Origin of the sequence: Zoogloea sp., assembly GCF_030157465.1 — a bacterium.
GTDB lineage: Bacteria > Pseudomonadota > Gammaproteobacteria > Burkholderiales > Rhodocyclaceae > Zoogloea.
In genome coordinates this window covers 1-24,189 of sequence record NZ_JAOAUU010000121.1, presented here as the reverse complement: position 1 = coordinate 24,189, position 24,189 = coordinate 1, and the positions used below count along the sequence as shown (strand labels likewise).

Genomic DNA, 24,189 nt, shown 5'->3' with positions numbered 1-24,189 from the left:
GCTCATGACCTTTACTGCCCAGGAAGCCCTGCAGCGCACCATTGACCACCGCGAGATCTTCTACGACGAAATGCTCTCGCTGATGCGCCAGATCATGGCCGGCGACATCTCGCCGGTGATGACCGCCGCCATCCTCACCGGCCTGCGCGTCAAGAAGGAAACCATCGGCGAGATCGCCGCCGCCGCCACCGTGATGCGCGAGCTGTCCACCAAGGTGGTGGTGCCGCCGCCCAACGACCACTTCCTCGATGTGGTCGGCACCGGCGGCGACGGCTCCCACACCTTCAACATTTCCACCGCGACGATCTTCGTGGCCGCCGCGGCCGGCGCCCGCGTGGCCAAGCACGGCGGGCGCAGCGTTTCCAGCAAGTCGGGCAGCGCCGATGTGCTCGAAGCGCTGGGCGTCAATCTCAATCTCAAGCCGGAGCAGGTGGCCGAGTGCATCGCCGAAACCGGCATCGGTTTCATGTTTGCGCCCAACCACCACAGCGCCATGAAGAACGTGGCCCCGGTGCGCCGCGAAATGGGCGTGCGCACGCTGTTCAACATCCTTGGCCCGCTCACCAATCCGGCCGGCGCGCCCAACACCCTGCTCGGCGTGTTCCACCCCGATCTCGTGGGCATTTGCGTGCGCGTGATGGAGCGCCTCGGCGCCAAGCACGTGATGGTGGTGTACGGCCACGACAGCATGGACGAAGTGTCGCTGGGCGCCGCCACGATGGTCGGCGAACTCAAGGACGGCAAGATTCTCGAGTATGAAATCCACCCCGAGGATTTCGGCATGACCATGATGTCCAGCCGCAACCTCAAGGTGGCCGATGCCGAAGAGTCGAAGAGCGTGCTGCTCGGCGTGCTCGACAACCATCCGGGTGCCCCCCGCGAGATCGTCACCCTCAACGCCGGCACGGCGCTCTACACCGCCAACGTGGTCGATTCCATCGGCGCCGGCATCGCCAGGGCGCGTGAAGTGCTGGCTTCGGGCGCCGCGCGCGCCAAGATGGAAGCCTTCATCGCCTGCACCAGAAAGTTCGCCTGACCCCTTCTGTAGGGCGACTTCGGTCGCCCCTAAATGAGAGATCGCATGTCCGACATCCTCAATAAAATCCTCGCCGTGAAGCGTGAGGAAGTGGCCGCCGCCCGTGCGCTGGTTTCCGATTCCGCCGTGCGCGAACGCGCCGCGGCAGAAGCTCCGGCGCGAGGTTTCGTCGCCGCGATCCGCGCGAAAATTGCGGCCGGCCAGCCCGCGGTGATTTCCGAGATCAAGAAGGCCAGCCCCTCGAAGGGCGTGATCCGTGCCGACTTCCGTCCGGCCGACATTGCCGCCAGTTACGAAAAGGCCGGCGCCGCCTGCCTGTCGGTGCTCACCGACAAGCAGTTCTTCCAGGGCGCGCCGGAATACCTCCAGGCCGCCCGCGCCGCCTGCAGCCTGCCGGCCCTGCGCAAGGATTTCCTGGTCGATCCTTATCAGGTGTTCGAAGCCCGCGCGATGGGCGCCGACGCGATCCTGCTGATTGTCTCGGCCCTGAGCCTGGCCGAAATGCAGGAGATGGAAAGCATCGCCGAAAGCCTCGGCCTGGGCGTGCTGGTCGAAGTGCACGACGGCGCCGAGCTTGATCTGGCGCTGCAGCTGCGCACGCCGCTTCTCGGCATCAACAACCGCAACCTGCGCACCTTCGAAGTCAGTCTGCAAAATACCCTCGACCTGCTGCCGCGCATTCCGCCGGATCGCATCGTGGTAACCGAATCGGGCATCCTCACGCCCGGCGACGTGGCCGTGATGCGCGAGAACAAGGTCAATGCCTTCCTCGTTGGCGAAGCCTTCATGCGCGCCGACGATCCCGGTGCCGGTCTGGCCAGCCTGTTCGGCTAAGGGATGAACGAGGCGCCCGCACCCCACGACCCGGGCCCCGAGGCTCCCGCAGCGGCTCCGCGCCGCCGCGAGGGCCGGCTGGCGCGCGTCATGCGCGGGCTGCTGGCCGCGGCGCTCGGGCTGGTGCTGGTTGTTGTGCTGGTGACCGGTTGGCTCGGCGGCACGCAATCCGGCCTGCAGGCAGTGGTCGACCTGGCGGCCCGGCTCAGCGGCGGCGTGGTGAGCGTCGAGGCGCCCGAGGGCTATCTGTTCGGCCAGCTCAAGGTGGGCGCGCTGCATGTGCGCACGCCCACGCTGCAGGTGGATGTCCGCCAGCTCGTCATCGACTGGCGTCCGGCTGCGCTGGCGCGCGGCGGGCTCGACATGAGCACGCTGTCGGCCGCCGAGGTTTCGGTCGCCAGCAGCCCCAGTGACGAGGCCGCGACGCTTCCGGCCAGCCTCGAATCGCCCAGGGCGCTGCACATCGGCCGCTTCCAGATCGACCGTTTGTCGATCGGCAAACTGGTCGACGGCCAGCCCGCGCCGCCCGATCTCGAATTCACCGCCCTTGCCGGTGCGCTGGCCTCGGACGGCCGTCAACACAGGCTCACCGGCCTCAGCCTCACCGCGCCCTTCGGCCAGCTTGGCGCCGACCTCGAACTCGACGGGCGCCGGCCTTTTCCGCTCAAGGCCACTGCCCGCCTCGCCACCCGCCAGGCGGACCAGGCGTGGGCGGTGCAGGCCAGCGCCAGCGGCGACCTCGAAAACCTCACGCTCGACGCCACGGCGAGCGGCGCCGGGATGGACGGCACGGCCGCCATAGTGGCAACGCCCTTTGCGCCGCTGCCGCTGAAGTCGGCCGTGCTCAAGCTCGTCGGCCTCGATCCGAGCCGCTTCAGCGCCGCCGCCCCGAGGGCCGCGCTCGACATCGACGCCACGCTCGAACCCTCCGTGGCCCCCGGTGCCGGCAAGCCCGCGGCCGCCGACTGGATCGTCAGCGGCCCGGTGCGCATCGTCAATCACCAGCCCGGCAGCTACGACAGCGGCGCGCTGCCCCTCGAATCCCTGGCCGCCAGCGTGCGCTGGGCCGGTGGCGAGCTGGCGTTTTCCGGGCTCGACCTGCGCCTGCCCGGCAAGGGCCGCGGCGAGGGTTCCGCCCGCTGGCAGGCGCCCAGGGGCGACGAGAAAAACGGTTTCGGTGCCGTGGATGCCGAACTGCGCATCACCGGGCTCGATGCGCGCCGGCTCGACACGCGGGCCGTGGCCACGCGGATTGCCGGCAGCATCGAGGCCAGGGCCGACGCCGACTCGCAAACCGTGAGCGCCGATCTGCGCGACCCGCAACTCGCGCTGCGCGTCGATGCCCGTCACCGCGCCGGCCTCGTGACCATCGACCGGCTTGTGGCCAGCGCCAGGGCCGCCCGGCTCGACGCCGCCGGCACCCTGCGGCTGGCCGGGCCGGGGGCTTTCGAAGCCCGTGGCCAGCTGAAAAATTTCGATCCCCGCGCCTTCGTTTCGAGCGCGCCGGCGGCCGAACTCAACACCCGCTTCAGCCTGAAGGGCCAACGCCTGCCGCAACTGGCCGGCCAGCTCGATTTTGAACTCGCCTCCAGCACCTTCGAGGGCAAGCCGCTGGCCGGCAAGGGCGAGCTGAGCCTCGACGGCTCGCGCCTCGCCCATGCCGATCTGGCGCTGGAGATTGCCGGCAACCGCCTGTCGGCCAAAGGGCGCTACGGCAAGCCCGGCGATGCGCTGGCCGTGCACCTCGATGCCCCGAGCCTCGCTGCGCTGGGCCACGGCCTGGGCGGGCGGCTCAAGCTCGACGGCGTGCTGCGCGGCAGTGTCGACCACCCAGCCGGCGAGTTTGAACTGCTTGGCGAAAAACTCGGTTTTGGCGCCCTGCGCGTCGACACCGTCAACGGCCGCGGTCGCCTGGCCGAAGGGCGCAGCGGCGCCATCGCGCTCACGCTGGGCCTTACCGGACTGGGCCGGATTGCCGAGAAGGAGGCGCTGGTGCACCGCGCCAGCTTCGTCTTCGATGGCAGCCGCGCCGCCAATACCGCCCGGCTCGAAGTGATTGGCCGAGGCGCCCAGTCGGGCGTGCTCAGCCTGACCGGCCAGCTGGGCGACGGCCCGCGCTGGGAAGGCCGGCTCGACAGCCTCGAAGTGCGCGGCGATTACCCGGCGGTGCTGCTTGCGCCGGCACCGCTGCTGCTGTCGCGCGACCTGATGCGTCTTGGCACGGCCGAACTGCGCGGGGGCTCCGGCGGGCGTTACCGCCTCGACGAAACCCGCTGGCAGGCGCGTCATCTCGTGGCCCGCGGCAGCATGGGCGGCGTCCAGGTCGGGGTGATCCTCGATCCGTCCACCCGGGCGGTCAAATCCCGCGGCGATTCCCTGCAGATCGGCGGCGAGTGGGACGTGGACATTGCCGAGCAGGTGAATGGCCTGGTGCGCATCTACCGCGAAAAAGGCGATCTCGAACTGCAGGGCGACTCGCCGGTGCGGCTTGGTCTCGACGATTTGCAGCTCACCCTCAACGCCGTCGCCAACCGCCTGGCTTTCGGCTTCAGCGCCCACGGCAGCCGGCTCGGCAGCGCCTCCGGCGCCGGCACCGCGCTGGCCGAACGTGCCGCCGACGGCAGCGTGCGCCTGGTGCCCGGTGCGCCGCTGCTGGGCGCGGCGCGCCTCGACATTCCGTCCATCGCCTGGGCCGGCCCGCTGGCCGACCAGAACCTCAAGACCGACGGCAGCCTGAAGGGCGAATTCACGCTGGCCGGCACCCCGGCCCGGCCCGAAGCCGCCGGGCGAATCCGCGGCGAGCAACTTTCCTTCGTGATGGCGGACCAGGGCCTGCACCTGTCCGGCGGCACCCTGCAGGCCGATTTCAACCGCGATCGCCTGAATCTTGAAGAATTCAGCTTTGTCTCGCCCAACCGGGTGCGGCCCAACGAAGGGCGCATCGACATGGCCCGGCTCACCCGCACGCCGGGCACCCTCAAGGCGCGGGGCGAAGTGAACCTGGCCAGCGGGGCAGGGCACTTCGACTTCACCGCCGAGCGCCTGCCGCTTTTGCAGCGGGAGGACCAATGGCTGGTCCTGAGCGGCGAAGGCGAGGTGATCACCGGCTGGAACTCCGCCCACCTCAAGGGCCGCCTGGCTGCCGATGCCGGTTTTGTCGAGCTGTCGCGCACGCCGGCGCCCAGCCTGGGCGACGACGTGGTGGTGCTCGATCCGGCCGGCAAAGGCAGGCCCCAGGCCAGCCCGTTCAAGATGTCGGTCGATCTGGCCATCGGCCTTGGCGATGCGCTCTACGTCAAGGCCCTCGGCCTCGACACCCGGCTCGCCGGCAACCTGCGCCTCAATTCCGGCGACGGCCGTCCGCTGGCGGCGACCGGCACCATCACCACCGTGGGCGGGGTTTTCGAGGGCTACGGGCAGATGCTGAGCATCGAGCGCGGCATCGTCACCTTCAGTGGTCCGCTCGCCAATCCCGGCCTCAACGTGGTCGCCCTGCGCAAGGGCCTGTCGGTGGAAGCGGGCGTCGGCATCAGCGGCACGGCGCGCCGGCCGGTTGTGCGGCTGGTGTCCGAACCCAACGTGCCCGACCCCGAAAAGCTCGGCTGGATCGTGCTCGGGCGCCCGCCCGATCAGGGCTCCGGCGGCGAAATGGCGCTGCTGCTGCCCGCCGCCCAGGCCCTGCTCGGCGGCAGTGGTGGCGGCATGTCGGCCAGCCTCGCCAAGGCGCTCGGTTTCGACGAGATTTCGTTTGGAACGGGCATCGACAGCCGGAGCCGGGTGCAAACCAGCAGCGTCGCCACCGGCAGCGTCACCGGCACGGCCTCCCGCGCCTCGGCGGGCACCGGCGGCAGCGTGCCGGGCCAGGTCATCACCATCGGCAAGCGCCTCTCGTCGCGGGCCATGCTGTCCTTCGAGCAGAGCATTGCCGGCACCTCCAGCATCGTGAAGCTCACCTACCAGCTCACGCGCCGCATCGCCGTGATCGGCCGTGCCGGCAGCGAGAACGCGCTGGACATGCTGTTCTCGTTGTCTTTCAGATAGCTGCGGCGCCGGGCTTGATGCAGGTCATGGACGCCGCCCGGCGTCATCCGCCATATGGAAGGCTCTTCATCCGGAGTCCTGCCGTGGCCGAAATGCTCAATCCCCGCCGCATTCCTTTTGCCGCCGTTCCTGCCGCGATAGTGGGCGGCTGGCGCGCCTTTCGTGGCTGTCTTGTGCCGGCGGCCGGTTTTGCGGCGGTGTTTGCCCTCATCGGCGTGGCGATCTTCGGCCTGCTGCTGCATTTTGGTCTGGCGCCGCTGATGCTGCCTTTGGCCGGTGGCTTCCTGCTGGTGGGGCCGGCGGTGCTGGCGGGCTTTTTTGCGCTGCGGCGCGCCTTTGCTGCGGGGCGTCAGCCGGGTTTTACGGATGTGCTGCGTGGCTTCGGGCAGGCACCGCGGGGGCTGTGGGTGCTGTCCGGGGTGTGCTGCCTGCTCTTTCTGATCTGGCTCACCGACGCGGCCACGGTGTTCAGTTTCATGATCGGCGGTACCACGCCCGAAATCGGCCAGGTGCTGCGTTTTCATCTCTGGACCAGCGTGATGGGCGCCGTGCTGGCCTTCATCGTCTTCAACGTCACGGCCTTTGCGGTGCCGCTGCTGTTCGATCGCCGGGCCTTGCTGGTGGGCGCGGTCACCGCCAGCGTGCGGGCGGTATTCACCAATCCGGCGGCCATGCTGGCCTGGGCGCTGGTGCTCGGGGTGGCGGTAATCGCCACCATCCACATTCCGCCGCTCCTGATTGTCGTGCTGCCCTGTCTCGCCTTCGCCAGTGATCTGCTTTATCTTGAAATCTTTCCGCCGCAAGGCGGTCTGCCGGATACCCCCCCGACTCAAGAGAGATGACATGACAGACCAAAAAACCGAAACCGCGATTTTTGCCGGCGGCTGCTTCTGGTGCACCGAGGCGGTTTTTCTGGAGGTGAAGGGCGTGCGCGCGGTGCAGTCCGGCTACATCGGCGGCCATCTGGACGCGCCCACCTACGAGCGCATCTGCGACGGCGACACCGGCCACGCCGAGGCCGTCCGCATCGAGTTCGACCCGGTGCAGGTGGGCTTTGACGATCTGCTCGAGATCTTCTTCGCCACCCACGACCCCTGCACCCTCAACCGCCAGGGCAACGACGTAGGTACCCAGTACCGCTCGGCCATTTTCACCACCACCCCGGAGCAGGACACCGCGGCCCGCGCGAAGATCACCGCGCTGGCCAACGAGGGCGCCTTCGACGAGCCCATCGTCACCGAGGTCGAGCCTGCCACGACCTTCTGGCCGGCCGAGGCCTACCACGCCAACTACTTCGCCCGAAACGGCGCCCAGCCCTACTGCCGGATGGTCGTCGGGCCCAAGGTGGCCAAGTTTCGGAGTGCTTTCGCCGGGCGCCGGAAGGGGAATTGAAATAGAATCCGCCGGTCTTTAATCAGGAGCATTCCATGACCCAAACCACCACGGCGAGCGGCCTCGTCATCGAAGAATTGGAAGTTGGCACCGGCGCCGAAGCGACGGCCGGGCAGCAGGTCCAGGTGCATTACACCGGCTGGCTCACCGACGGCAAGAAGTTCGATTCCAGCAAGGATCGTAATGATCCGTTCGTGTTCGGCCTCGGCGCCCGCCAGGTGATCGCCGGCTGGGACGAAGGCGTTCAGGGCATGAAGGTGGGCGGCAAGCGCAAGCTGACCATCCCCGCCAGCCTTGGCTACGGTGCCCGCGGCGCCGGCGGCGTCATCCCCCCGAACGCCACGCTGGTGTTCGAAGTGGAGCTGCTGGCGGTGAAGTGATTTCCAGCACCAGCTGTGCATGAAAAACGGGCGCTCCAAGGGGCGCCCGTTTTGTTTGGGGAGTCGAAAACGCCCCGGCGCTCGGTGGCCGCTCAGTGGCGGCTCAGGGCCTTCTCGGCCGGCTGGGCGTGGGGTGCAGCGGCCTCGGCGCGGGCCGTGTCGAGTTCGGCGAGCTTCCTGCGCCCGCCAATCAGGATCTCGCTGAGCACCCGGTGCTGGGTGTGCCAGATGGGCGCTGCTGCCATGGCCTGGTCGGCGCTGTCGAGCGTGGCGCGCAGAAATTCGTTTTCGGTGCGGAGGCGGGCGAGTTCATCGTCCGCGGTGTCTGAAAGGTGGCATTTCCTGGCGACCTCTCGCAGATATTTCACGACGTCCATGATGTTTCTCCTCGATAGGTTGCAAATCGCAGGGCACTGGCAGAAGAAAAATCCGCCTTGTGCGCTGCAGCATAAGGTTCATCTTAACGCCGTCAGAGGTGGTGTCAATGCATTTTGCTGCATTGCAGCAACTCTTACAAAGGCTTACCTATTTGAAAAATGTATTTATAAATCAGCCGCTTGAATGGTGAGGTGAATTGCTGGGCCCGAAATTCCGCTTCCGGGCGTATGCCAATGGCTTTACTTCACGCCTTCCTCTTCCTTGGCGATGCGCGCGATCTCGTCGCACACGAAGTCGGCGAAGGTCGTGATCAGGCGGGAGCGGAACTTGTCCCGCGGCAGGATCATCTGGAGCGTGGTGAAGGTGCGTGGTTCGAGCGGAACGACCGCCATTCGTCCTTCCTGCACGTCGATGCGACTCGCGCGCTTCGAGGTGATCGCGAAGCCGAGGCCGGCGGCGACGAACTGCTTGACCGCGGTGAGGCTGCCAAGCTCCGCACACAGGTTGATTTCGCTCTCGGCGATACCCGCTGCGGCAAAGAAGTCGCGTGCGGCCTGGCGCATGCCGCTGCCGGGGTCGCGATCGATGAAGGGGTGGTCGACGAGTTCCCGGGCGGTCAGGCGGGTGTGTCCGGCAAGAGGGTGGTTCGGGCTGCAGATCACCACCAGCTCTTCCTGCGTGGCGATGCGGGGTTCGATTCCGGGGTGTTCGGTGGGGACTTCGATAAAGCCGATGTCCACTTCCCTGGCGATGATGCCTTCTTCGATGATCCGGGAGTTGCCCATGACGACCCGCGGCAGCACGCGCGGGTAGCGGCGCTTGAAGCGTTCCAGGATCGGCGGCAGCCAGTAGCCTGCGATGGTCGGGATACAGCCGATATTGAGTTGCCCGGCGAGTTCGCCAGCCAGTTCGGACACGCGTGCGTTCAGTTCGTCCGACAGGTCGAGGATTTGTTCGGCGTAGGCCAGCACCAGCTCGCCGGCGCTTGTCAGGGTGATCTTGCCGTGGCCGCGATCGAGCAGGCGGACGTTCAGGTGATCTTCCAGCTGCTTGATCTGAAACGTGACCGCGGGCTGGGTCATGTGAAGGTGTTCCGCCGCACGCGTGAATGAGCCGTGCTTCGCAACGGCGTGGAATACCTGGAGTCTGCGATCTGACATGCGTGGGATAGGTGTTGTGGTTCAGTGAGTCAGGCTGGGAGGCGCGCTTTGCGATCGGGCCGCAGCCTTAGCCGGGGTCGGCCAGCAAAGCCAGGATTTCTTCGCCGTAGGCTTCAAGCTTGCGGTCGCCCACGCCGGATATGGTGCCCAGCCCCTCGATGCTGTCGGGTTGCTGGCGGGCGATGTCGCGCAGGGTGGCGTCGTGGAAGATGACATAGGCCGGCACGTTGCGCGCTTTGGCAGTGGTGAAGCGCCAGGCGCGCAGGCGGTTGAGCAGGGCGGCTTCTTCGCCGGTGGCTTCGGGCCAGTTGTCGGTCTTGCGGCCGGTGCCGATGTTGCGGCCCTTTTTGGCCGGGGTGGTGTCCACGCGCATCGTGAAGCCGGCTTCGCCGCGCAGGATGGGGCGGGCGGATTCGGTGAGGGTCAGGGCGCCGTAGCGTTCGTGGTCCACGGCCAGCGCGCCGTAGGCGACGAGCTGGCGGATCAGGGTGCGCCAGCCCTTGTCGTCGAGTTCGGTGCCGATGCCGAAGGTGCTCACCTGGTCGTGCTGCCACTTCTTGACGTTGTCGGTGGCCTTGCCGATGAGCACGTCCACCACGTGGGCGGCGCCGAAGCGGCTGCCGGTGCGGAACACGCAGGACAGTGCCTTGCGCGCCGAGTCGGTGGCGTCGCGAACCTCGGGCGGGTGCAGGCAGGTGTCGCAGTTGCCGCAGGGTTCGGAGTCTTCGTCGAAGTAGCCGAGCAGGCGCTGGCGCCGGCAGCCGGTGGTTTCGCACAGGCCGAGCAGTGCGTCGAGCTTGGCGGTGGCGACGCGTTTGACTTCGTCGCTGGCTTCGCCCTGGTCGATGAAGCGGCGCTGCTGCACCAGGTCGGCCACGCTGTAGGCCATCCAGGCTTCGGCGGGGAGGCCGTCGCGGCCGGCGCGGCCGGTTTCCTGGTAATAGCCTTCGATGGAGCGGGGCAGATCCAGGTGGGCGACGAAGCGCACGTCGGGCTTGTCGATGCCCATGCCGAAGGCGATGGTGGCGACCATCACGATGCCGTCTTCGCGCAGGAAGCGGTCCTGGTTGATCGAGCGCTCTTCGGCGCCCATGCCGGCGTGGTAGGCCAGCGCCGAGATGCCCTTTTCGGCCAGCGCAGCGGCGGTTTCGTCCACTTTCTTGCGCGAGCTGCAGTAGATGATGCCGGCCTCGCCGGTGTGATCGCGCAGGAAGGCGAGGAGCTGGCTGCGGGGATTGTCCTTGGGGACGATGGTGTAGCGGATGTTGGGCCGGTCGAAACTGGAGACGAACTCGCGGGCGTCCACCAGGCACAGGCGCTCGGCGATCTCGCGGCGGGTCTGGGCGTCGGCGGTGGCTGTCAGCGCGATGCGCGGAATCTGCGGGTAGCGCTGCTGCAGGATCGACAGCTGCAGGTATTCGGGGCGGAAATCATGCCCCCATTGCGATACGCAGTGGGCTTCGTCGATGGCAAAAAGCGCCAGCTGGCCGGCTTCGTGGAGGTGATCCAGCAGGTCGAGGAAGCGCGGTGTGACGAGGCGCTCGGGGGCCACGTAGAGCATGTCGAGCGCGCCGGCGATCATCGAGCGCTCGATTTCCATCGCGCGATCGAAGCTGAGGCTGGAGTTCAGAAAATCTGCCGCGGCGCCGACTTCCTTGAGCGCACTGACCTGATCCTGCATCAGCGCGATGAGGGGCGACACGACGATCGCCACGCCGGGGCGCAGCAGCGCAGGGATCTGGTAGCACAGCGATTTGCCGCCGCCGGTGGGCATCAGCACCAGGGCGTCGCCGCCGGCGGCTACGTGTTCGACGATGTCTTCTTGCGGGCCGCGGAACTGCGTGTAGCCGAAGACGTGGAATAGGGTTTCGCGGGCGCGGCTCATAGGGGCAGGATTTTACCCTGCCCGGAGCCTGCGGTCAGAACAGCTTGGCCAGATGGGGGGCGAGGCCGGTCGGGCTGACGAAAGTCAGCTCATACATGCCCGACAATCCGGCCGCCTGTTCGTCGGTGAGGTTGCTTGCGCACAGGATGAACTGGCTGCGGTCGATGCCGAGGCGCTTTCTCAGGCGCAGGTATTTGTCGATCTCGGGGCGGAATTCGCCGGTCTTGCATTCGACACACACCGGCGTGCTGCCATCGACGAGGAAGAACACGTCGAGTTCGTGCAGGTCTTCGTTGGGAAATATCACCTCCAGGCTGCGGGTGCACGACACCTCGCGGCCCTTTTCGTGGAAGAGACCGAGCAGCTTCATCAGGGCATACCATTCAAGCCATTCGCCGGCAAAGAAGCTGCGGATCGCCGGTGCCGACTGGAGGGTGCCGCGGCCGATTTTTTCCTGCTTCTGGTAGAAATACTTGGCCAGGAAGGTGTGGTCGTAGAGCTGCTTGCAGAAGGCGTTGATGGCCTGGCCGTCTTTCTGGCTGCGGTCGGCGAGCTTGAGGCTGAAGTTGGGCACGTCTTTTTGCTGGCCCCAGCGGATCTTGTCCACCACTTCACCGAAGAGCGGGTAGTTGTCGCCGATTTCCACCGCGATCTCGTCGAAGAAACCGGTGGTGTTCACCGCGTCGGGCCGCGGGCGCACCTGGATCTGGCGGCGCTGGAACCAGTCGGCGATGGCCGCGTGCTGGGCGGCGCTGGCAAACTGGTCGGTGTTGTGGAGGTCGATGTCGGCGCGCGGCGCGGCGGGGGCCGGCGCTACCGCGGCGTCGGGCCGGGCGGCGCGTAGCTGCTGGAGTTCGTCCCGCTGGGCGAAGTATTGCTGAAGCACCTTGTTCACGAAGAGAACCGTGTCGTAGGCGGGCACCTCGGTGCCGCAGGCGGGGCAGGCGACGGTCTTGCCGACGAGTTCGCCGGCCACTTCGGCCACATGGAAGCATTTGTTGCAGCGGAGAATCGCCATCAGGGTCTCAATGAAAAACGGGTTGGCCGATTATGCCAACCCGTTTTGCGCTTGGCGACCGCGCTGTATTCAGGCCTTGCCGTGGGGCGTGGCCAGGTGGTGCTCGGCGATGTAGTGCTTGAGGATGGTCTTGAGCATGGCCGCATGCGGGGTGTCACCGCGTTCGCGGGCGTGCTGGATATCTTCGATGATCATCTTGCGGATGCGTTTTTCGCCGCTCGGGGTGTGGCACAGATAATTGCCCATCTCGACCGCAGCCATTTCAGGGATGTGCTCGTGTTCGGCAATGGCGAGGATTTCGTCTTCGTTCAGCTCGGACAGTTCGATGCAGTCTTGTATCGTCAGCATGATGTTTCCTCCTTTTGTTGTGTCGTTGTTGTGATGTGTCTTTGTCTTGACATTAGGCGCTTTTTTGCGCAGCGCAATATTGATTTTTCGCAACCGCCTTCCGGGGGCTGCGAGTGGATAGAATCATGCTTTTTTTCAAGGGGATGGCGATGCAGGGGGTGAGGGCTTTCGGGCACGGAATTTATGCCGTTGATTCGGCTTACACGGGGCCGGGTGTGGCGGCGATCCACCTGATCGAACACGGCGGCCGGGCGGCGCTGGTGGATACCGGCAACAACGCGGCGCTGCACCACGTGGAGCAGGCCTTGAAGGAAACCGGGCTGGCGCCCGAGGCGGTGGATTACGTGCTGCTGACCCACATTCACCTGGATCACGCGGGCGGGGCCGGGGCCTTCATGCAGGCTTTTCCGAATGCGAAGCTGGTGGTGCATCCCCGCGGCGCCCGCCACATGGTCGAGCCGTCCAAGCTGTTTGCCGGCGTGTCGGCCGTGTATGGCCCGGAGCGGGCCAAGGCGCTTTACGGCGAACTGATCCCGGTGCCGGCGGATCGCGTGATCGAGGCCACCGAAGGGCTTGAGCTGTCGCTGGCAGGGCGGGTGATCCGTGTTTTCGACACGCCGGGCCATGCCCGTCATCACGTCTGTTATTTCGACACCGTCAGCCGCAGCTTCTTTACCGGCGACACCTTTGGCCTGTCCTACCGTCAGCTCGACGTGGATGGCCGGCCGAGCATTTTCCCGACCACCACGCCGGTGCAGTTCGAGCCCGATGCGATGCACGCGTCCATCGCCCGCATGGAAGCCGAACAGCCGGCGGCCATGTATCTCACGCACTACGCCCAGGTGACCGATGTGCCGCGTCTGGCCGCCGATCTGCACCGCCTCATCGACGCCCACGTGGCCATTGCCGAACGCCATGCCGCGGCGGGCGATGTGCGCACGGCGCTGATCGAGCGCGACGTGTGGGCGCTGGTGGGCGAGGAAGCGCAGCGCCAGGGCTGGACGCTGCCCGAAACCGAATGGCGCGCGCTGCTGGCGCTGGATGTGGAACTCAACGCCCAGGGCCTGGACGTGTGGCTGGACGCCCGCGGCAAATAGGCGGGAGATCCGCGGGAATTCAGCGGGCTATTCCGGCCGGCTGGCGATGTACAGGCCGGCCGCTACCTGCGGCAGGCCGGCCAGCGCGAGGATGAGCGGCGAGGCGTGGAGGAGGGCGACGCAGCCGGCGAGCCCCACGCACAGCCCGCCAAGGGCGAAGTGCTTGCCGCGCCGGCTGATCGTGCCGGCTTCCATCCAGGCGCGCACGTGGGGCCCGGCGCCGGGCAGCGCGTAGAGGCGCTGCTGAAGGCGCGGGCAACTCTTGCTCCAGGCCCACGCGGCAATGATCCAGAAAACCGTGGTGGGCAACACCGGCACGATCAGCCCCACCGCGCCGGTTGCAAAGGCGAGGCCGCCGAGCAGGAACAAACCGTGGCGCCCGGCGCTGGCCAGCAGGCCGGGTGCCGGGGCGGCCAGGCTGCGGGCGGTGGCGTCGTGGCCGGTGTGGGCGTGCATGATGTTTCTCCTGTTGCGTGGGGCGGGCTCCCGCGGCGACCTCGCTTGAGTGAAAGGCGCCCGTTGAAAGGAGTATCGACGACAGGCCTTTATCCTTCCAGTTGATTGATGTTCTTTAGTTAATAGTTGTTTTCTATTTTTGCCGGGTCTTGTTCCGGGTGTCCGGCCACTGAGTGACGGCATTCAAGAGAACACCCTTCCGGGCCGTTACTTCCCTGGGGCCGCAGCACGTGCCTTTTATTGCAGTCTTTACGAACAGTCAGGGGAGTGAATCATGGGCGGTAACGGGATACCCGCGGTGGGTGGGGCGCTGGGCGTCGGGGATTTGCCCTTTGAGGTCAAAGACCATGAGCTGGCGGGCTACGTGGCGGCGATCAGTCGCAGCCAGGCCATCGTCGAGTTCGACCTTACCGGGCGGGTGGTCGCCGCGAACCCCAATTTTCTGGCCCTGATGGGTTACCGGCTGGAGGAAATCAAGGGGCAGCATCACCGGATGTTCGTTGAGCCGGCCCATGCCGGTTCCACCGAATACCAGTTGTTCTGGGAACGCCTGACCCGCGGCGAATTCAATACGGGCGAATTCAAACGTGTCGGCAAGGATGGGCGCGAGGTGTGGATTCATGCCAGCTACAACCCGATCCTCGACGCTGACGGCAAGCCTGCGGCCATCGTCAAGTTTGCCTCCGATGTGACGGCGGCCAGGCTGCAGAACGCCGAGTTCGAAGCCAAGGTGGCCGCGATGGATCGCGGGCAGGCGGTGATCGAGTTCGACCTGGACGGCAAGGTGCTCAGTGCCAATCGCAATTTTCTGGTGGCGATGGGCTACACGCTGCGGGAGGTTCAGGGCGAGCATCACAGCATCTTCTGTTCGGCCGATTACACCCAGAGCCCCGAATACCAGGATTTCTGGTTGCGCCTGGGCGAAGGGGAATTCATCAGCGGGCGCTTTCACCGGGTCGGCAAATTCAACCGCGACGTGTGGATCCAGGCCAGCTACAACCCGATCTTCGACCTCAACGGCAAGGTCGCCAAGGTGGTCAAGTATGCCTACGACGTGACCAAGGAAGTCATGCTCGAAAAGCGCATTTCCGCCAAGACGGTGGAGATGACGGAGCGGGTGCGCAGCCTGATGGCGAGCATCAAGGCGATTGCCGACAACTCGGGGCTGGCCTCCCAGATGGCCCATGAATCGTCGCGGGCGGCCCACACGGGGCACGAGGCGGTGCAAAAATCCATCGCCGCCATCGACCGCATCGAGGAGAGTTCGACGCGGGTTTCTGAGATCGTCCGGGTGATCGGCGAGATCGCCAGCCAGACCAACCTGCTGGCCTTCAACGCGGCCATCGAGGCGGCACGGGCCGGTCAGCAGGGGGTGGGGTTTTCGGTGGTGGCGGCCGAGGTGCGCAAGCTCGCCGAGCGCAGTTCGGCCGCGGCCCAGGAGATCGGCAAGCTCATCGACGAATCGGCGCTGCACGTGCGCCAGGGGGCCGAAGTGAGCAAGTCGGCCGCGGGCAGTTTCGAGGGCATCATGTCCAGCGTCGAGAGCACCGTCGGCAGCGCCGCCGAAATTGCCGCGGCGGCCGAGGCCCAGCGCGACATGGCGGCCCAGGTTTCCGACCTGATCGAAGAACTCGCGCGCACCGTGAGCCGCTGATGAGCACGGCCGGCGAGCCGCACCTGTGCGGCGTTTTCTTTCTGGCTTCCATGCAACTGGCGCTGCCGCTGGATGCGCTGCGCGAGGTGCTGCCCTGCACAGGCCTGGTCGCGCTGCCCTGCGCGGCGCCAAGCGTGATCGGCGGCATCGACCTGCGCGGGGTGTTGGTGCCGGTGCTGGATCTGCGCCGCGCCCTCGGGCTGGAGATCGCGGGGGAGGTGCCCCGCAGCGTCGTCATCATGGTCCATGAAGGTCGCCTGCTGGGCCTTTTGGCCAGCGGGGTGGTCGGTGTTCTGGCCTGTCCGCCCGGAGCCTGGAACGAGATTGGCGCGCGCAATGCCGAAGCCCCGGTGCTGGGCGCCAGCTTCAGACGCAATGACGACGCCACGCTGGTCAGCGTGCTGTCTCCCGACGGCCTGGTCAGCCTGCCCGACGTGCCAACGGTGGCCGACCCCGAGCCGGCCCGCCGGAGCGTGTTGGCCGCCCACGAGGCCAACGGCGGGAATGCCGCGGTGGCAGCCGACTCCTGCCTGATGCTCGTGCGCAGCGGCCCGGTGCCCCTGGCCCTGGCGTCCGATGCGGTGCACACCACAGTTTTGCATCCCGAAATCCTGGCCTCGCCGCTCACCTCGGCCTATTGCCTCGGCGTTATCGAATTTGCCGGCGCCAAGGTGCCGGCGGTGGATCTGCTCGCGCTGTGCGGGCTGGGCAGCCTGCCCGACGAAGGGGCGACCCAGGCTTTCCTGGTGCGCTACGCCCGCGGGCTGGTGGCCTTCATCGTCGAGGAGATCATCGACGTGGTGCGCGCCGACAGCCGCGCGGCGGTGCCCATCCCTGCCAATACGCTACCCCGCGAAGAGTTTTTTGCCGGCGTGCTGGCCCTCGATGCCATGCCGCGCGAGGTGCAGCAGTCTGGCCGGGGCGGCATCGGCTATTACCTCGTCCTCGACCCGCAGGCCTTGCTGGGAGCTTCTGCGCTGGAAGGGCTGGCGCGGATGAACACCCCGGTGGACGGTGATGCGTTCAGCACGTCGTCGCTCCTGCCCGGCATCGAAACGGCCCATGCCGAGCGCTGCCGGGTGCTCACCTATGACGTGGGTTTCGAGGTGGCCACGCCGATCGGGCAGATTGCCGAAATTCTGCCGTGGGTGCCCGAGACGGCCATTTTTGCCACCGAAGCGCGGGCCACCGGGCTGGTGATGAGCCGCGGGCGGGCCATCCCGACATTCAGCCTCGCCGCGCTCATCGGCGTGCCGGAAGGGCCGCGTTCGCCAACCGCCTGCATTCTCGTTATCGAGCTTGCGGACGACAGCCATGTGGGCTTCACGGTGCAGGGTCTGCGTGCCATCGACGATGCGCCGACCGACCGGCTCAAGGCCCTCGACGAGCAGGCCAGCGGGCCGGGCAGCGCAGCCAGCAACTGGACTCCGGCGCTGGTCGGCTCGGGCCCGACCGAGCGCATGCTGAGCGTGCTCGACCTGAAATGCCTGGCCCGGCTGGTCCGCAACCCGGCCGAGGGCAGCACGGGCTATCTCCGCGATGTGCGGCGCAGCGCCCTGCGGGCCGCCATGTCGGCGCCCGGCGTGGCCTGAGCACGGGCTCCATCATCCGGCGTTCAGGATGCGGCGGGCGACGCCGTTAACCGCAGCCAGGGCGGCACGGTGTCGCCGGTACGTTTTGTTTGCCCCGTTCGTCCCGTTTGCCTGACATGACTGACCATCCACTGAAAACGCCTGCCAACGCCCGTTCGACACCGCTGGTCATCCGCGAGCGGGTGTGGTGGCTTTTGCCGCTGGTGCTGTGGGCTGCAGCGGTGGGTTTGTCCCTCACGCTGCAGGTCGACAAGATCCGCGAGCAATCCACGCTGGTGGCCGTCGAGGGCGCCCGCAACATGTTTCGCATGGTGATGCTGACCCGCAACTGGAACGCCAGTCATGGCGGCGTCTATGTGCCGGTCACCCCGGAGACCCAGCCCAACCCTTACCTGGATCACCCCCGGCGGGACTTGAAAACCAGCGACGGGGTGGCCATGACCATGGTCAACCCGGCCTACATGACTCGTCTTATCGCCGGCATGGCGGTGTCGGACGGGGGCGTGGTGTTTCGCCTCACCAGCCTCAAGCCGATCCGTCCGGCCAATCTGGCGGACGCGTGGGAGAGCCGCTCGCTGGAAGCCTTTGAACGTGGCGCCACCGAAACGGTGGGCACCGAAAGCAGCCCGCAGGGCGAGCTGCTGCGCTACATGGCGCCGCTGAAGGTGCAGGAAAGCTGCATGAGCTGCCACGCCAGGCAGGGTTACAAGGTGGGCGACATCCGGGGTGGCCTCAGTGTTTCTCAGCGCCTCGCACCCATCGAGGCGGCCACCCGCGCCGGAGTGCGGCAGACCGTCCTGGCCCACGCGGCGGCCTTTGTGCTGGTGCTCGGGCTGGGCTGGGCGCTGCTGGAAATATTGCGCCGCCGCTGGCTGGAGCTGGCTGAAAAGATCGGCGAGCTGGAAGAGGCTCACGGCCAGTTGCTGCAGTCCGAAAAGATGGCCTCGATTGGTGTGCTGGCGGCCGGCGTGGCCCACGAAATCAACAACCCGGTGGGCTTCGTGAGTTCAAACATGGGCGCGCTGAAGGATTACAGCAAGACGATGGTGGCCTTGCTGGACGCCTGCCGGGCAGGCAAGGCGACCGAAGCCGATTTCGTGGCGGCGGATTTCGACTACCTCAAGACGGATATTTCCGACCTGATCCGGGAATCCCGCGACGGCCTGGAGCGGGTGAGCAAGATCGTTGCCGATCTCAAGGATTTTTCGCGGCTCGATCAGGCCGAGTGGCAGGAGGCCGACCTCAACGCCGGCATCGAATGCACCCTCAACGTGGTGCGCAACGAGATCAAGTACAAGGCCGAGGTGGTGCGCGAATACGACGCCGAACTGCCGCGGGTGCCGTGCCTGCCGGCCCAGATCAACCAGGTGGTGATGAACCTGCTGGTCAATGCCGCCCACGCCATCGACGAGCGGGGCATCATCACCGTGCGCAGTGGCCACGATGCAGGCTGGGCCTGGATCGAGGTGGCGGACACCGGTCGCGGCATGTCGCCCGAGGTTAAAAAGCGCATCTTCGACCCCTTCTACACCACCAAGCCGGCCGGCAAGGGCACCGGGCTGGGGCTGTCGATCTCCTACGACATCGTCAGCAAGCACGGCGGCCACATCGACGTGACCAGCGAGCCGGGCCGCGGCACGACTTTCCGGCTGTGGTTGCCGCTGAAGGGCGCGGGGCCGGTGGCGTCGTAATCCGCACGCTGCCCGGGCGCTTGCGCACCCGGGGCGGTCTGTTACGTTTACTTGAACGCGATGTTCGCCTTGAGCCACACGGTGCGGCCCGGCTCGTTCACGCGGGTGGTTTGCGTGAAGCCGCCGATGGTGGCGCCGCCGCGGCTGATGAATTCGGCGTAGGTCTTGTCGAAGAGGTTATCCACGCCGACGCTGATCAGGCTGCCTTTGCCGGGCTTGTAGGCGGCGTTGAGCGACACGATGCCGAAGCCGCTGGATGCGCCGATATCCTGCCCGACGATGTTGCCGTAGTTCTTGTCGAAGCGCTTCTGGCCCTGGACGAGGCGCAGCAGGGCACCGGCGCTCCACACCTTGTCGTCGTAGCCGGCGCCGAGGCGGCCCTCCAGCGGGGCGATCTGCGACAGCGGTTTGTTGGTGCTGTCGTTCTCGCCGTGGGTCCAGGCCAGGGTGCCGTAGGTCTTCCAGAAGCGGCCCAGGGCGTAGCTCAGGTCGGCTTCGGCGCCGTAGGTGGTGGCGTCGACGTTGAGGGCTTCGGCGGTGGTCGCGGTGAGCTGGTGGATCTGGATGAAATCCTTGTGTTTGGCGTAGAACAGCGAGGCCGAGGCGCGCACCGGGCCGGCGGCGTAGATCGTCCCGGCGTCGAGCTGGGTGGTCTTCTCGGGTTTGATGAGGAAGGTGCTGCCCAGCGGGCTTGAGGTGTCCGGCGACTTGGCGCGCTCCCAGTAATCGGGCGCGCGCTCGGTGTGGCCGAGGCCGGCGTAGAGCGTGGTGGTGGGCGCGAAGGCGTTCTCCCAGCGCAGGAAGCCGGCCTTCAGGGTGTCGTTGTCGGTGACGCCAGACGTTGTGCGGCCGCTGCGCTGGTCCTGGGCCTTGGTGAAGTCGACCCGCAGGCCGCCGATCAGGCGGTTGGCGGCGTCGAGTTCGTGGCTGAGCTCGCCGAACACGCCCCAGGTGAAGAAGCGCATGTCGGCCGTCCGGGCCTTGCTGTCATAGCTGGCGACCGCGGCACCGCTGGCGCTGCGCAGGGTGTGTTCGTTGGTCTGGAAGTCGACGCCGGTTTCGAGGCGGGTGCGCGGCGAAAGATCGAGCGTGGCGGCGACGCGGCCGCCACGGGTCTCGCGGTCGGGGTTGTTGACCATCTTCGTGGGCGGCTGAGGGCGCAGGCTGTAGTTGTCCATCACGTGGTCCACGTAGTTGTAGTAGACCTGCGCTTCCAGCTTGGCGATGAGCGGGCTGATGCGGGATTTCTCGAACTTGAGGCCCACGTTGCTCCGGTCGAACTTGACGCCGTCCATCGTGCGGTCGGCGTAGGCGGCCTGGCCGTCGCTCTTGGCAAACGTGAGCTCGAGGCGGGTGTCCTTGTCGGGGGTCAGGCCGATGGCGCCGCTGGTGCTCCAGCGGTCGTAGGCCGAGTGCACCTTGCGGCCCGAGCCGTCGCGGTAGTCCTGGGCGTGGGCGTGGGTGCCGGTGATCTCGGCGTAGTACTTCTCGTTGCCGACGCCGGCTTCCAGCACCTGGTCGTTGCGGCCGAAGTTGCCGACGAGCGCGCTGGCGTCCAGGTAGCTCGAGAAGCCGGTGCGCACCTTGGGTGCGCGCTCGAAGAGCACCACGCCGGCGCTGTTGCCGGGGCCGTACTTGACGGTCTGCGGGCCCTTCAGCACCGTGATCCGGTCGAAGGCTTCGGGGAAGACGTAGGCGGTGGGCGGGTCCATGCGCATGCCGCAGCCGCCGAGGATCATCTCGCCGTCGAGCAGGATGCCCAGGCGCGAGGCGGCCATGCCGCGGAACACCGGATCGCCGTCGGTGCCGCCCTTCCTGATCACCGAAAAACCGGTGATGTTCTTCAGGTAGTCGGCGCCGTCGTGGGCGGGCACCGGCTGGCGCGGCGCGCGCGGGTCGGTGGTGACGGTGAGCGGGGCTTCCATGGCCGGGGCGGTCACAACGACCTGACCCAGGGTGGTGCTGCCTTCGGCGGCGGCCGGAAAGGCGCAGGCGATGGCGAGGGGCAGCAGGGCGTAGCGCAGCGGGGTAGGGCGATTCATGGTGGTGCTCTCGGTTTTGCAAGAGCGCGCACCTTAAAACACGGGAATCGCCGCGGGTATGACGTGAGGCAATGTTTTGCACCAAAACGGTGCGTCATAGTGTCGCAGGGCGCGGGCGCAGCCCCCGCACCCTGCGCTTCGCGATTACACGCGGAAGCGCGAAACGCTGGCCTTGAGCTCGTCGGATACGCTCACCAGGCGGTGCGCGGTGTCGGCCACCGAGCTGACGGCGGCGGAGTTTTCTTCCGACATCTGGGCAATCGCCTCGACGTTGCGGGCCAGTTCGGTGGAGGCGCCGCGCTGCTCCCTGAGCGCGTCGCTGATGCTCTCGATGGCGCCCTGCACGGTGCCGGCCGAGTGGCGGATGTCGCCCATCGAATCGCTGGCCTTGCTCGCCGCCTCAACCACTTCGCTCACCAGGTTGCGGCTGGACTGCATGCTCGTCACGGCGCCGGCCGCGCCCTGCTGGATCACGTTGATGACGTTGCTGATCTCGCGCACCGAGCTGGTAGTGCGTTCGGCCAGCTTGCGCACTTCGTCGGCCACCACCGCGAAGCCGCGGCCCTGCTCGCCGGCGCGGGCTGCCTCGATGGCGGCGTTGAGGGCCAGCAGGTTGGTCTGGTCGGCCACTTCGCGGATCACCACGGTGATCTTGTCGATCTGCTGGACCTGCTCGGAGAGAGTCTGGATCTGGCCGGCGGTGTTCTCGACCTGCTCGGCCACCTTGCCGATCTTGTCGGTGGCGGCCTCGACGCCCTTGCCGCTGACAATGGCCTGTTGGCCGGCCTCGATGGCCCGGTGGCTGGCGTCCTCGGCGCTGGAGCCGACGTGGTCGATGCTCACCGTCAACTCCTCTACAGCAGCGGCGGCAGAGGCGGTTGAACTGGATTGCTGTGCGGTGCTCACCGAAACCTGCTGGGCGGTGCTGGAGAGCTGGGAGGCCGAGTAGGCAACGCTGTCGGAGCTGGCGATGATGCCGCTGATGGTGCTGGCAAGGTCGGCCCGCATTGCTTCGAGGGAGCCGAGCAGTTGGCCGATTTCGTCGTGACTGGCGCTTTGGCCTGCGTTCCGGCTCAGGTCGCCGGAGGCGATGCGGGTGGCCACCGCATTGGCCTCGGCGATACGCGAGGTGATGCCGCGAATGATGGCGAAGCTCAGCACGGCGATGACAGCGCTGCCGATGCCGAGTACGGCAAGAGCGATCGAGGTTGCACGGCCCTTGGCCAAGACGCCTTCGTCGGCCGATTTTTTGCCCATGGTCTTGTTGTAGGACATGTGCGCGTTCAGCTGGTCCACAAAACCTGCCGCAAGTGGCCCAAGTTGCGTAAGGGCTGTGCGCGTCTCGTCGGTGCGGTTGGCGCGTGACTGCTCAAGCAGGCTGTCGACCGATTTTTTGTAGTCGGTCAGATAATTGATCTCGGTCTCGAGCAGGCGCTTGTCTTCCTGGTCCGAGATGAACTCTTCGTAATCCTTGAAGGCCTTGTTCATGATGACCCGGGATTGCGCGAGCGCTTTTTCGGCATCGGCCTTTTCCGCCGGATCGGTGGAAAGGACGTGCCGGTGTACGCTGACCCGTGCCCGACCAAACTCTATGGCGACCGTGTTGAGGAGCTCGATGCTTGGCACGACATTGATGTTTGCGAAGTTGGTGGCATCGTAAACCCGGTTCATCTGCTGGTAATTGATGCCGGTGAGTGCCAGCAGGCTTGTGATGGCAGCCCCGACGAGGAGCATCAGGCGTTGGGAGATTGTCATGGTCGTTTCCTGAAAGTGACTTCTTGCGGTTTCAACCCGCTCACCAGGCAGTTTCGGTTGAGGCGGGTTAGAGGTGGGCTGCGGCAGGGTGTGATGTGCGAGCAGAAACGGCAGGTGCCACGGAAACTTTAGCCGGCAGGTGCCGGCAACCTGCATGGCCTGCCGGGTGCGGAGCCTGCCCGGCCTCGCCGTACAATGGAGGCCTGTCGTCTGCCTACCGATTCCCGTGTCCCGATCCGAAGTCCCCTCCATCCTCGTTCTGCCGAGCCCCTTCTTTACCGAAACCGACACCATCCGCCTCCTCGAGCCGGAGGATTGCGACACCCAGTGGGTGCTGCGCCAGGTGCTGTCGGGCGCCTACGACAAGCCCTTTGTCATCGACGACGGCACGACGCGCACGCTGCATTTCTCGCTGTCGCTGATCCAGAGCACCATGAGCCTCAAGGATCCCTTCGCGCTGGAGCTGGACTACACCCAGGCGATGATGAGCTTCCAGCTCTTTTTGCAACGCCCGCAGCACATCCTGATGCTGGGCCTCGGCGGCGGGTCGCTGGCCAAGTTCTGCTATCGCCACGTGGGCTCGGCGCGCATCACGGTGGTGGAGATCGACCCCCGCGTGATCGCCTTTCGCGACGAATTCGAAGTGCCGCGGGATGACGCCCGCTTCAGCGTGATCGAGGGCGATGGCGCCGACTGGGTGATCAAGAGCGGCGAATGGGACGAGAAGCCCGATGTGATCATGATGGACGCCTTCGACCGCCACGGCCTGTCGGGCTCGGTGAGTTCGACCGCCTTTTACCAGAGCGTGTACGACGCCCTGGCGGGCCGCGGCGTCATGGTCGCCAACCTGGCCGGCGAAAAGGACGATCGCACCGAACACCTGGCGATGATCTCGGAAGTGTTCGACGACCGGGTGCTCAGCATCATGCTGTCCGACGGCAACGATATCGTGCTGGCCTTCAGGAACCCGTCCTTCAACCCCCGCTGGCGCGAGATCGGCAACACCGCCAAGGCCCTGCGCACCCGCACCGGGCTGGACTATCCGAAATACGTGCAGCGCCTGGAGCGCAGCCGGCGGCTGCGCTATCTGTGAGCGGCAAGGGCGACTGAAGTCGCTCCCACAAAGGCGCAACGCACCGCCAGAAAAAGCTATGTTCGCGTTAAGTGTGGAAAGCGTTTTCCCCGCGAAAGGTCAGGCCTGCTGGCGCGAACCTGAGACCTTCCTGGGTTGAGCCTTTACTGGACGGCTTTCCGGTGTATGACCTTACATCGGCCGGGTCTCGCCCCGGCGGGCGACCTTCTTCTTTGTTGTACGACAAAGAAGAAGGCAAGAAAACGTACCCCGCTGCCGCGCCCCCTTCGGGGGTTCCCTCCCTCCGGCGATGCCGTGCGGGGTCTTCGCAAACTCGCCCTGCGGGCTCAGACATGCG

At 66.5% G+C, this 24,189-nt stretch carries 19 protein-coding genes; 11 read left to right on the top strand and 8 right to left on the bottom strand.

Features of this window, described 5'->3' with window-relative positions; genetic code table 11:
* The first annotated feature begins 4 nt into the window (after positions 1-4).
* The 6 genes from trpD to Q1W26_RS14415 all read left to right on the top strand — a co-directional run bounded on the left by trpD (position 5) and on the right by Q1W26_RS14415 (position 7,683).
* Complete coding sequence (trpD, locus tag Q1W26_RS14440) at positions 5-1,036, top strand: anthranilate phosphoribosyltransferase (RefSeq protein ID WP_300441556.1); 1,032 nt, start codon at positions 5-7, stop codon at positions 1,034-1,036.
* Positions 1,037-1,081: 45 nt separating this feature from the next.
* Positions 1,082-1,870, top strand: a complete 789-nt coding sequence (gene trpC, locus Q1W26_RS14435) for an indole-3-glycerol phosphate synthase TrpC (RefSeq protein WP_300441552.1) — start codon at positions 1,082-1,084, stop codon at positions 1,868-1,870.
* A 3-nt stretch (positions 1,871-1,873) separates the two neighbouring features.
* Positions 1,874-5,911, top strand: coding sequence for a translocation/assembly module TamB domain-containing protein (locus tag Q1W26_RS14430; protein WP_300441550.1), 4,038 nt, complete (start codon positions 1,874-1,876; stop codon positions 5,909-5,911).
* Positions 5,912-6,003: 92 nt separating this feature from the next.
* Positions 6,004-6,753 carry a DUF2189 domain-containing protein gene (locus Q1W26_RS14425; RefSeq protein ID WP_300441599.1) on the top strand — a complete coding sequence of 250 codons (750 nt, stop codon included), beginning with the start codon at positions 6,004-6,006 and terminating at the stop codon, positions 6,751-6,753.
* Position 6,754: 1 nt separating this feature from the next.
* A complete protein-coding gene (gene msrA, locus Q1W26_RS14420; RefSeq protein WP_300441547.1) occupies positions 6,755-7,303 on the top strand; it encodes a peptide-methionine (S)-S-oxide reductase MsrA in 549 nt (182 codons plus the stop codon).
* Positions 7,304-7,338: 35 nt separating this feature from the next.
* Positions 7,339-7,683 carry an FKBP-type peptidyl-prolyl cis-trans isomerase gene (locus Q1W26_RS14415; RefSeq protein WP_300441544.1) on the top strand — a complete coding sequence of 115 codons (345 nt, stop codon included), beginning with the start codon at positions 7,339-7,341 and terminating at the stop codon, positions 7,681-7,683.
* A 92-nt stretch (positions 7,684-7,775) separates the two neighbouring features.
* On the opposite strand, the gene Q1W26_RS14410 is transcribed toward Q1W26_RS14415, so the two are convergent.
* From Q1W26_RS14410 to Q1W26_RS14390, 5 genes are all read right to left on the bottom strand, one after another.
* Entirely contained in the window at positions 7,776-8,060 is a 285-nt protein-coding gene (locus Q1W26_RS14410; RefSeq protein WP_300441541.1) for a hypothetical protein, read from the bottom strand.
* A 240-nt stretch (positions 8,061-8,300) separates the two neighbouring features.
* The gene (locus Q1W26_RS14405) at positions 8,301-9,221 is read right to left on the bottom strand and encodes a LysR substrate-binding domain-containing protein (protein ID WP_300441538.1); all 921 of its coding nucleotides are present in this window, start codon (positions 9,219-9,221) and stop codon (positions 8,301-8,303) included.
* A gap of 67 nt (positions 9,222-9,288) precedes the next feature.
* Positions 9,289-11,106: a DNA helicase RecQ gene (gene recQ, locus Q1W26_RS14400; protein ID WP_300441536.1), complete on the bottom strand. Its 1,818-nt coding sequence runs from the start codon at positions 11,104-11,106 to the stop codon at positions 9,289-9,291.
* 34 nt (positions 11,107-11,140) lie between these two features.
* Positions 11,141-12,124: a hypothetical protein gene (locus Q1W26_RS14395; protein ID WP_300441534.1), complete on the bottom strand. Its 984-nt coding sequence runs from the start codon at positions 12,122-12,124 to the stop codon at positions 11,141-11,143.
* Positions 12,125-12,193: 69 nt separating this feature from the next.
* Complete coding sequence (locus Q1W26_RS14390) at positions 12,194-12,472, bottom strand: hypothetical protein (protein ID WP_300441531.1); 279 nt, start codon at positions 12,470-12,472, stop codon at positions 12,194-12,196.
* 149 nt (positions 12,473-12,621) lie between these two features.
* On the opposite strand from Q1W26_RS14390, the gene Q1W26_RS14385 reads away from it, so the two are divergent.
* Entirely contained in the window at positions 12,622-13,569 is a 948-nt protein-coding gene (locus tag Q1W26_RS14385) for an MBL fold metallo-hydrolase (protein WP_300441596.1), read from the top strand.
* A gap of 27 nt (positions 13,570-13,596) precedes the next feature.
* On the opposite strand, the gene Q1W26_RS14380 is transcribed toward Q1W26_RS14385, so the two are convergent.
* Complete coding sequence (locus tag Q1W26_RS14380) at positions 13,597-14,025, bottom strand: YbaN family protein (RefSeq protein ID WP_300441528.1); 429 nt, start codon at positions 14,023-14,025, stop codon at positions 13,597-13,599.
* 274 nt (positions 14,026-14,299) lie between these two features.
* Between Q1W26_RS14380 and Q1W26_RS14375 the strand changes: the two genes are divergently transcribed.
* From Q1W26_RS14375 to Q1W26_RS14365, 3 genes are all read left to right on the top strand, one after another.
* Positions 14,300-15,679 carry a PAS domain-containing methyl-accepting chemotaxis protein gene (locus Q1W26_RS14375; protein ID WP_300441526.1) on the top strand — a complete coding sequence of 460 codons (1,380 nt, stop codon included), beginning with the start codon at positions 14,300-14,302 and terminating at the stop codon, positions 15,677-15,679.
* Positions 15,679-17,271 carry a chemotaxis protein CheW gene (locus tag Q1W26_RS14370; RefSeq protein ID WP_300441523.1) on the top strand — a complete coding sequence of 531 codons (1,593 nt, stop codon included), beginning with the start codon at positions 15,679-15,681 and terminating at the stop codon, positions 17,269-17,271. Before Q1W26_RS14375 ends, Q1W26_RS14370 begins: the two co-directional genes overlap by 1 nt.
* Positions 17,272-17,387: 116 nt before the next feature.
* Entirely contained in the window at positions 17,388-18,962 is a 1,575-nt protein-coding gene (locus Q1W26_RS14365) for an ATP-binding protein (protein WP_300441520.1), read from the top strand.
* A gap of 47 nt (positions 18,963-19,009) precedes the next feature.
* Here Q1W26_RS14365 and Q1W26_RS14360 read toward each other — a convergent pair whose 3' ends face one another.
* Both Q1W26_RS14360 and Q1W26_RS14355 read right to left on the bottom strand, forming a co-directional pair.
* Positions 19,010-21,004, bottom strand: a complete 1,995-nt coding sequence (locus Q1W26_RS14360; protein WP_300441517.1) for a TonB-dependent copper receptor — start codon at positions 21,002-21,004, stop codon at positions 19,010-19,012.
* A gap of 144 nt (positions 21,005-21,148) precedes the next feature.
* A complete protein-coding gene (locus Q1W26_RS14355) occupies positions 21,149-22,759 on the bottom strand; it encodes a methyl-accepting chemotaxis protein (RefSeq protein WP_300441514.1) in 1,611 nt (536 codons plus the stop codon).
* Between the two features lie 226 nt (positions 22,760-22,985).
* Between Q1W26_RS14355 and Q1W26_RS14350 the strand changes: the two genes are divergently transcribed.
* Positions 22,986-23,852: a spermidine synthase-like protein gene (locus tag Q1W26_RS14350; protein WP_300441511.1), complete on the top strand. Its 867-nt coding sequence runs from the start codon at positions 22,986-22,988 to the stop codon at positions 23,850-23,852.
* The last annotated feature ends 337 nt before the right edge of the window (positions 23,853-24,189 follow it).

Bases quoted from the DNA above. Each gene is read 5' to 3' on its own strand.
- Q1W26_RS14405 (WP_300441538.1), bottom strand. From the start codon at position 9,221: ATGTCAGATCGCAGACTCCAGGTATTCCACGCCGTTGCGAAGCACGGC.
- Q1W26_RS14395 (WP_300441534.1), bottom strand. From the start codon at position 12,124: ATGGCGATTCTCCGCTGCAACAAATGCTTCCATGTGGCCGAAGTGGCC.
- Q1W26_RS14355 (WP_300441514.1), bottom strand. From the start codon at position 22,759: ATGACAATCTCCCAACGCCTGATGCTCCTCGTCGGGGCTGCCATCACA.
- trpC (WP_300441552.1), top strand. From the start codon at position 1,082: ATGTCCGACATCCTCAATAAAATCCTCGCCGTGAAGCGTGAGGAAGTG.
- Q1W26_RS14370 (WP_300441523.1), top strand. From the start codon at position 15,679: ATGAGCACGGCCGGCGAGCCGCACCTGTGCGGCGTTTTCTTTCTGGCT.
- Q1W26_RS14385 (WP_300441596.1), top strand. From the start codon at position 12,622: ATGCAGGGGGTGAGGGCTTTCGGGCACGGAATTTATGCCGTTGATTCG.
- Q1W26_RS14415 (WP_300441544.1), top strand. From the start codon at position 7,339: ATGACCCAAACCACCACGGCGAGCGGCCTCGTCATCGAAGAATTGGAA.
- Q1W26_RS14390 (WP_300441531.1), bottom strand. From the start codon at position 12,472: ATGCTGACGATACAAGACTGCATCGAACTGTCCGAGCTGAACGAAGAC.
- recQ (WP_300441536.1), bottom strand. From the start codon at position 11,106: ATGAGCCGCGCCCGCGAAACCCTATTCCACGTCTTCGGCTACACGCAG.
- Q1W26_RS14430 (WP_300441550.1), top strand. From the start codon at position 1,874: ATGAACGAGGCGCCCGCACCCCACGACCCGGGCCCCGAGGCTCCCGCA.
- msrA (WP_300441547.1), top strand. From the start codon at position 6,755: ATGACAGACCAAAAAACCGAAACCGCGATTTTTGCCGGCGGCTGCTTC.
- Q1W26_RS14425 (WP_300441599.1), top strand. From the start codon at position 6,004: ATGCTCAATCCCCGCCGCATTCCTTTTGCCGCCGTTCCTGCCGCGATA.
- Q1W26_RS14375 (WP_300441526.1), top strand. From the start codon at position 14,300: ATGGGCGGTAACGGGATACCCGCGGTGGGTGGGGCGCTGGGCGTCGGG.
- Q1W26_RS14410 (WP_300441541.1), bottom strand. From the start codon at position 8,060: ATGGACGTCGTGAAATATCTGCGAGAGGTCGCCAGGAAATGCCACCTT.
- Q1W26_RS14360 (WP_300441517.1), bottom strand. From the start codon at position 21,004: ATGAATCGCCCTACCCCGCTGCGCTACGCCCTGCTGCCCCTCGCCATC.
- Q1W26_RS14380 (WP_300441528.1), bottom strand. From the start codon at position 14,025: ATGCACGCCCACACCGGCCACGACGCCACCGCCCGCAGCCTGGCCGCC.
- trpD (WP_300441556.1), top strand. From the start codon at position 5: ATGACCTTTACTGCCCAGGAAGCCCTGCAGCGCACCATTGACCACCGC.
- Q1W26_RS14365 (WP_300441520.1), top strand. From the start codon at position 17,388: ATGACTGACCATCCACTGAAAACGCCTGCCAACGCCCGTTCGACACCG.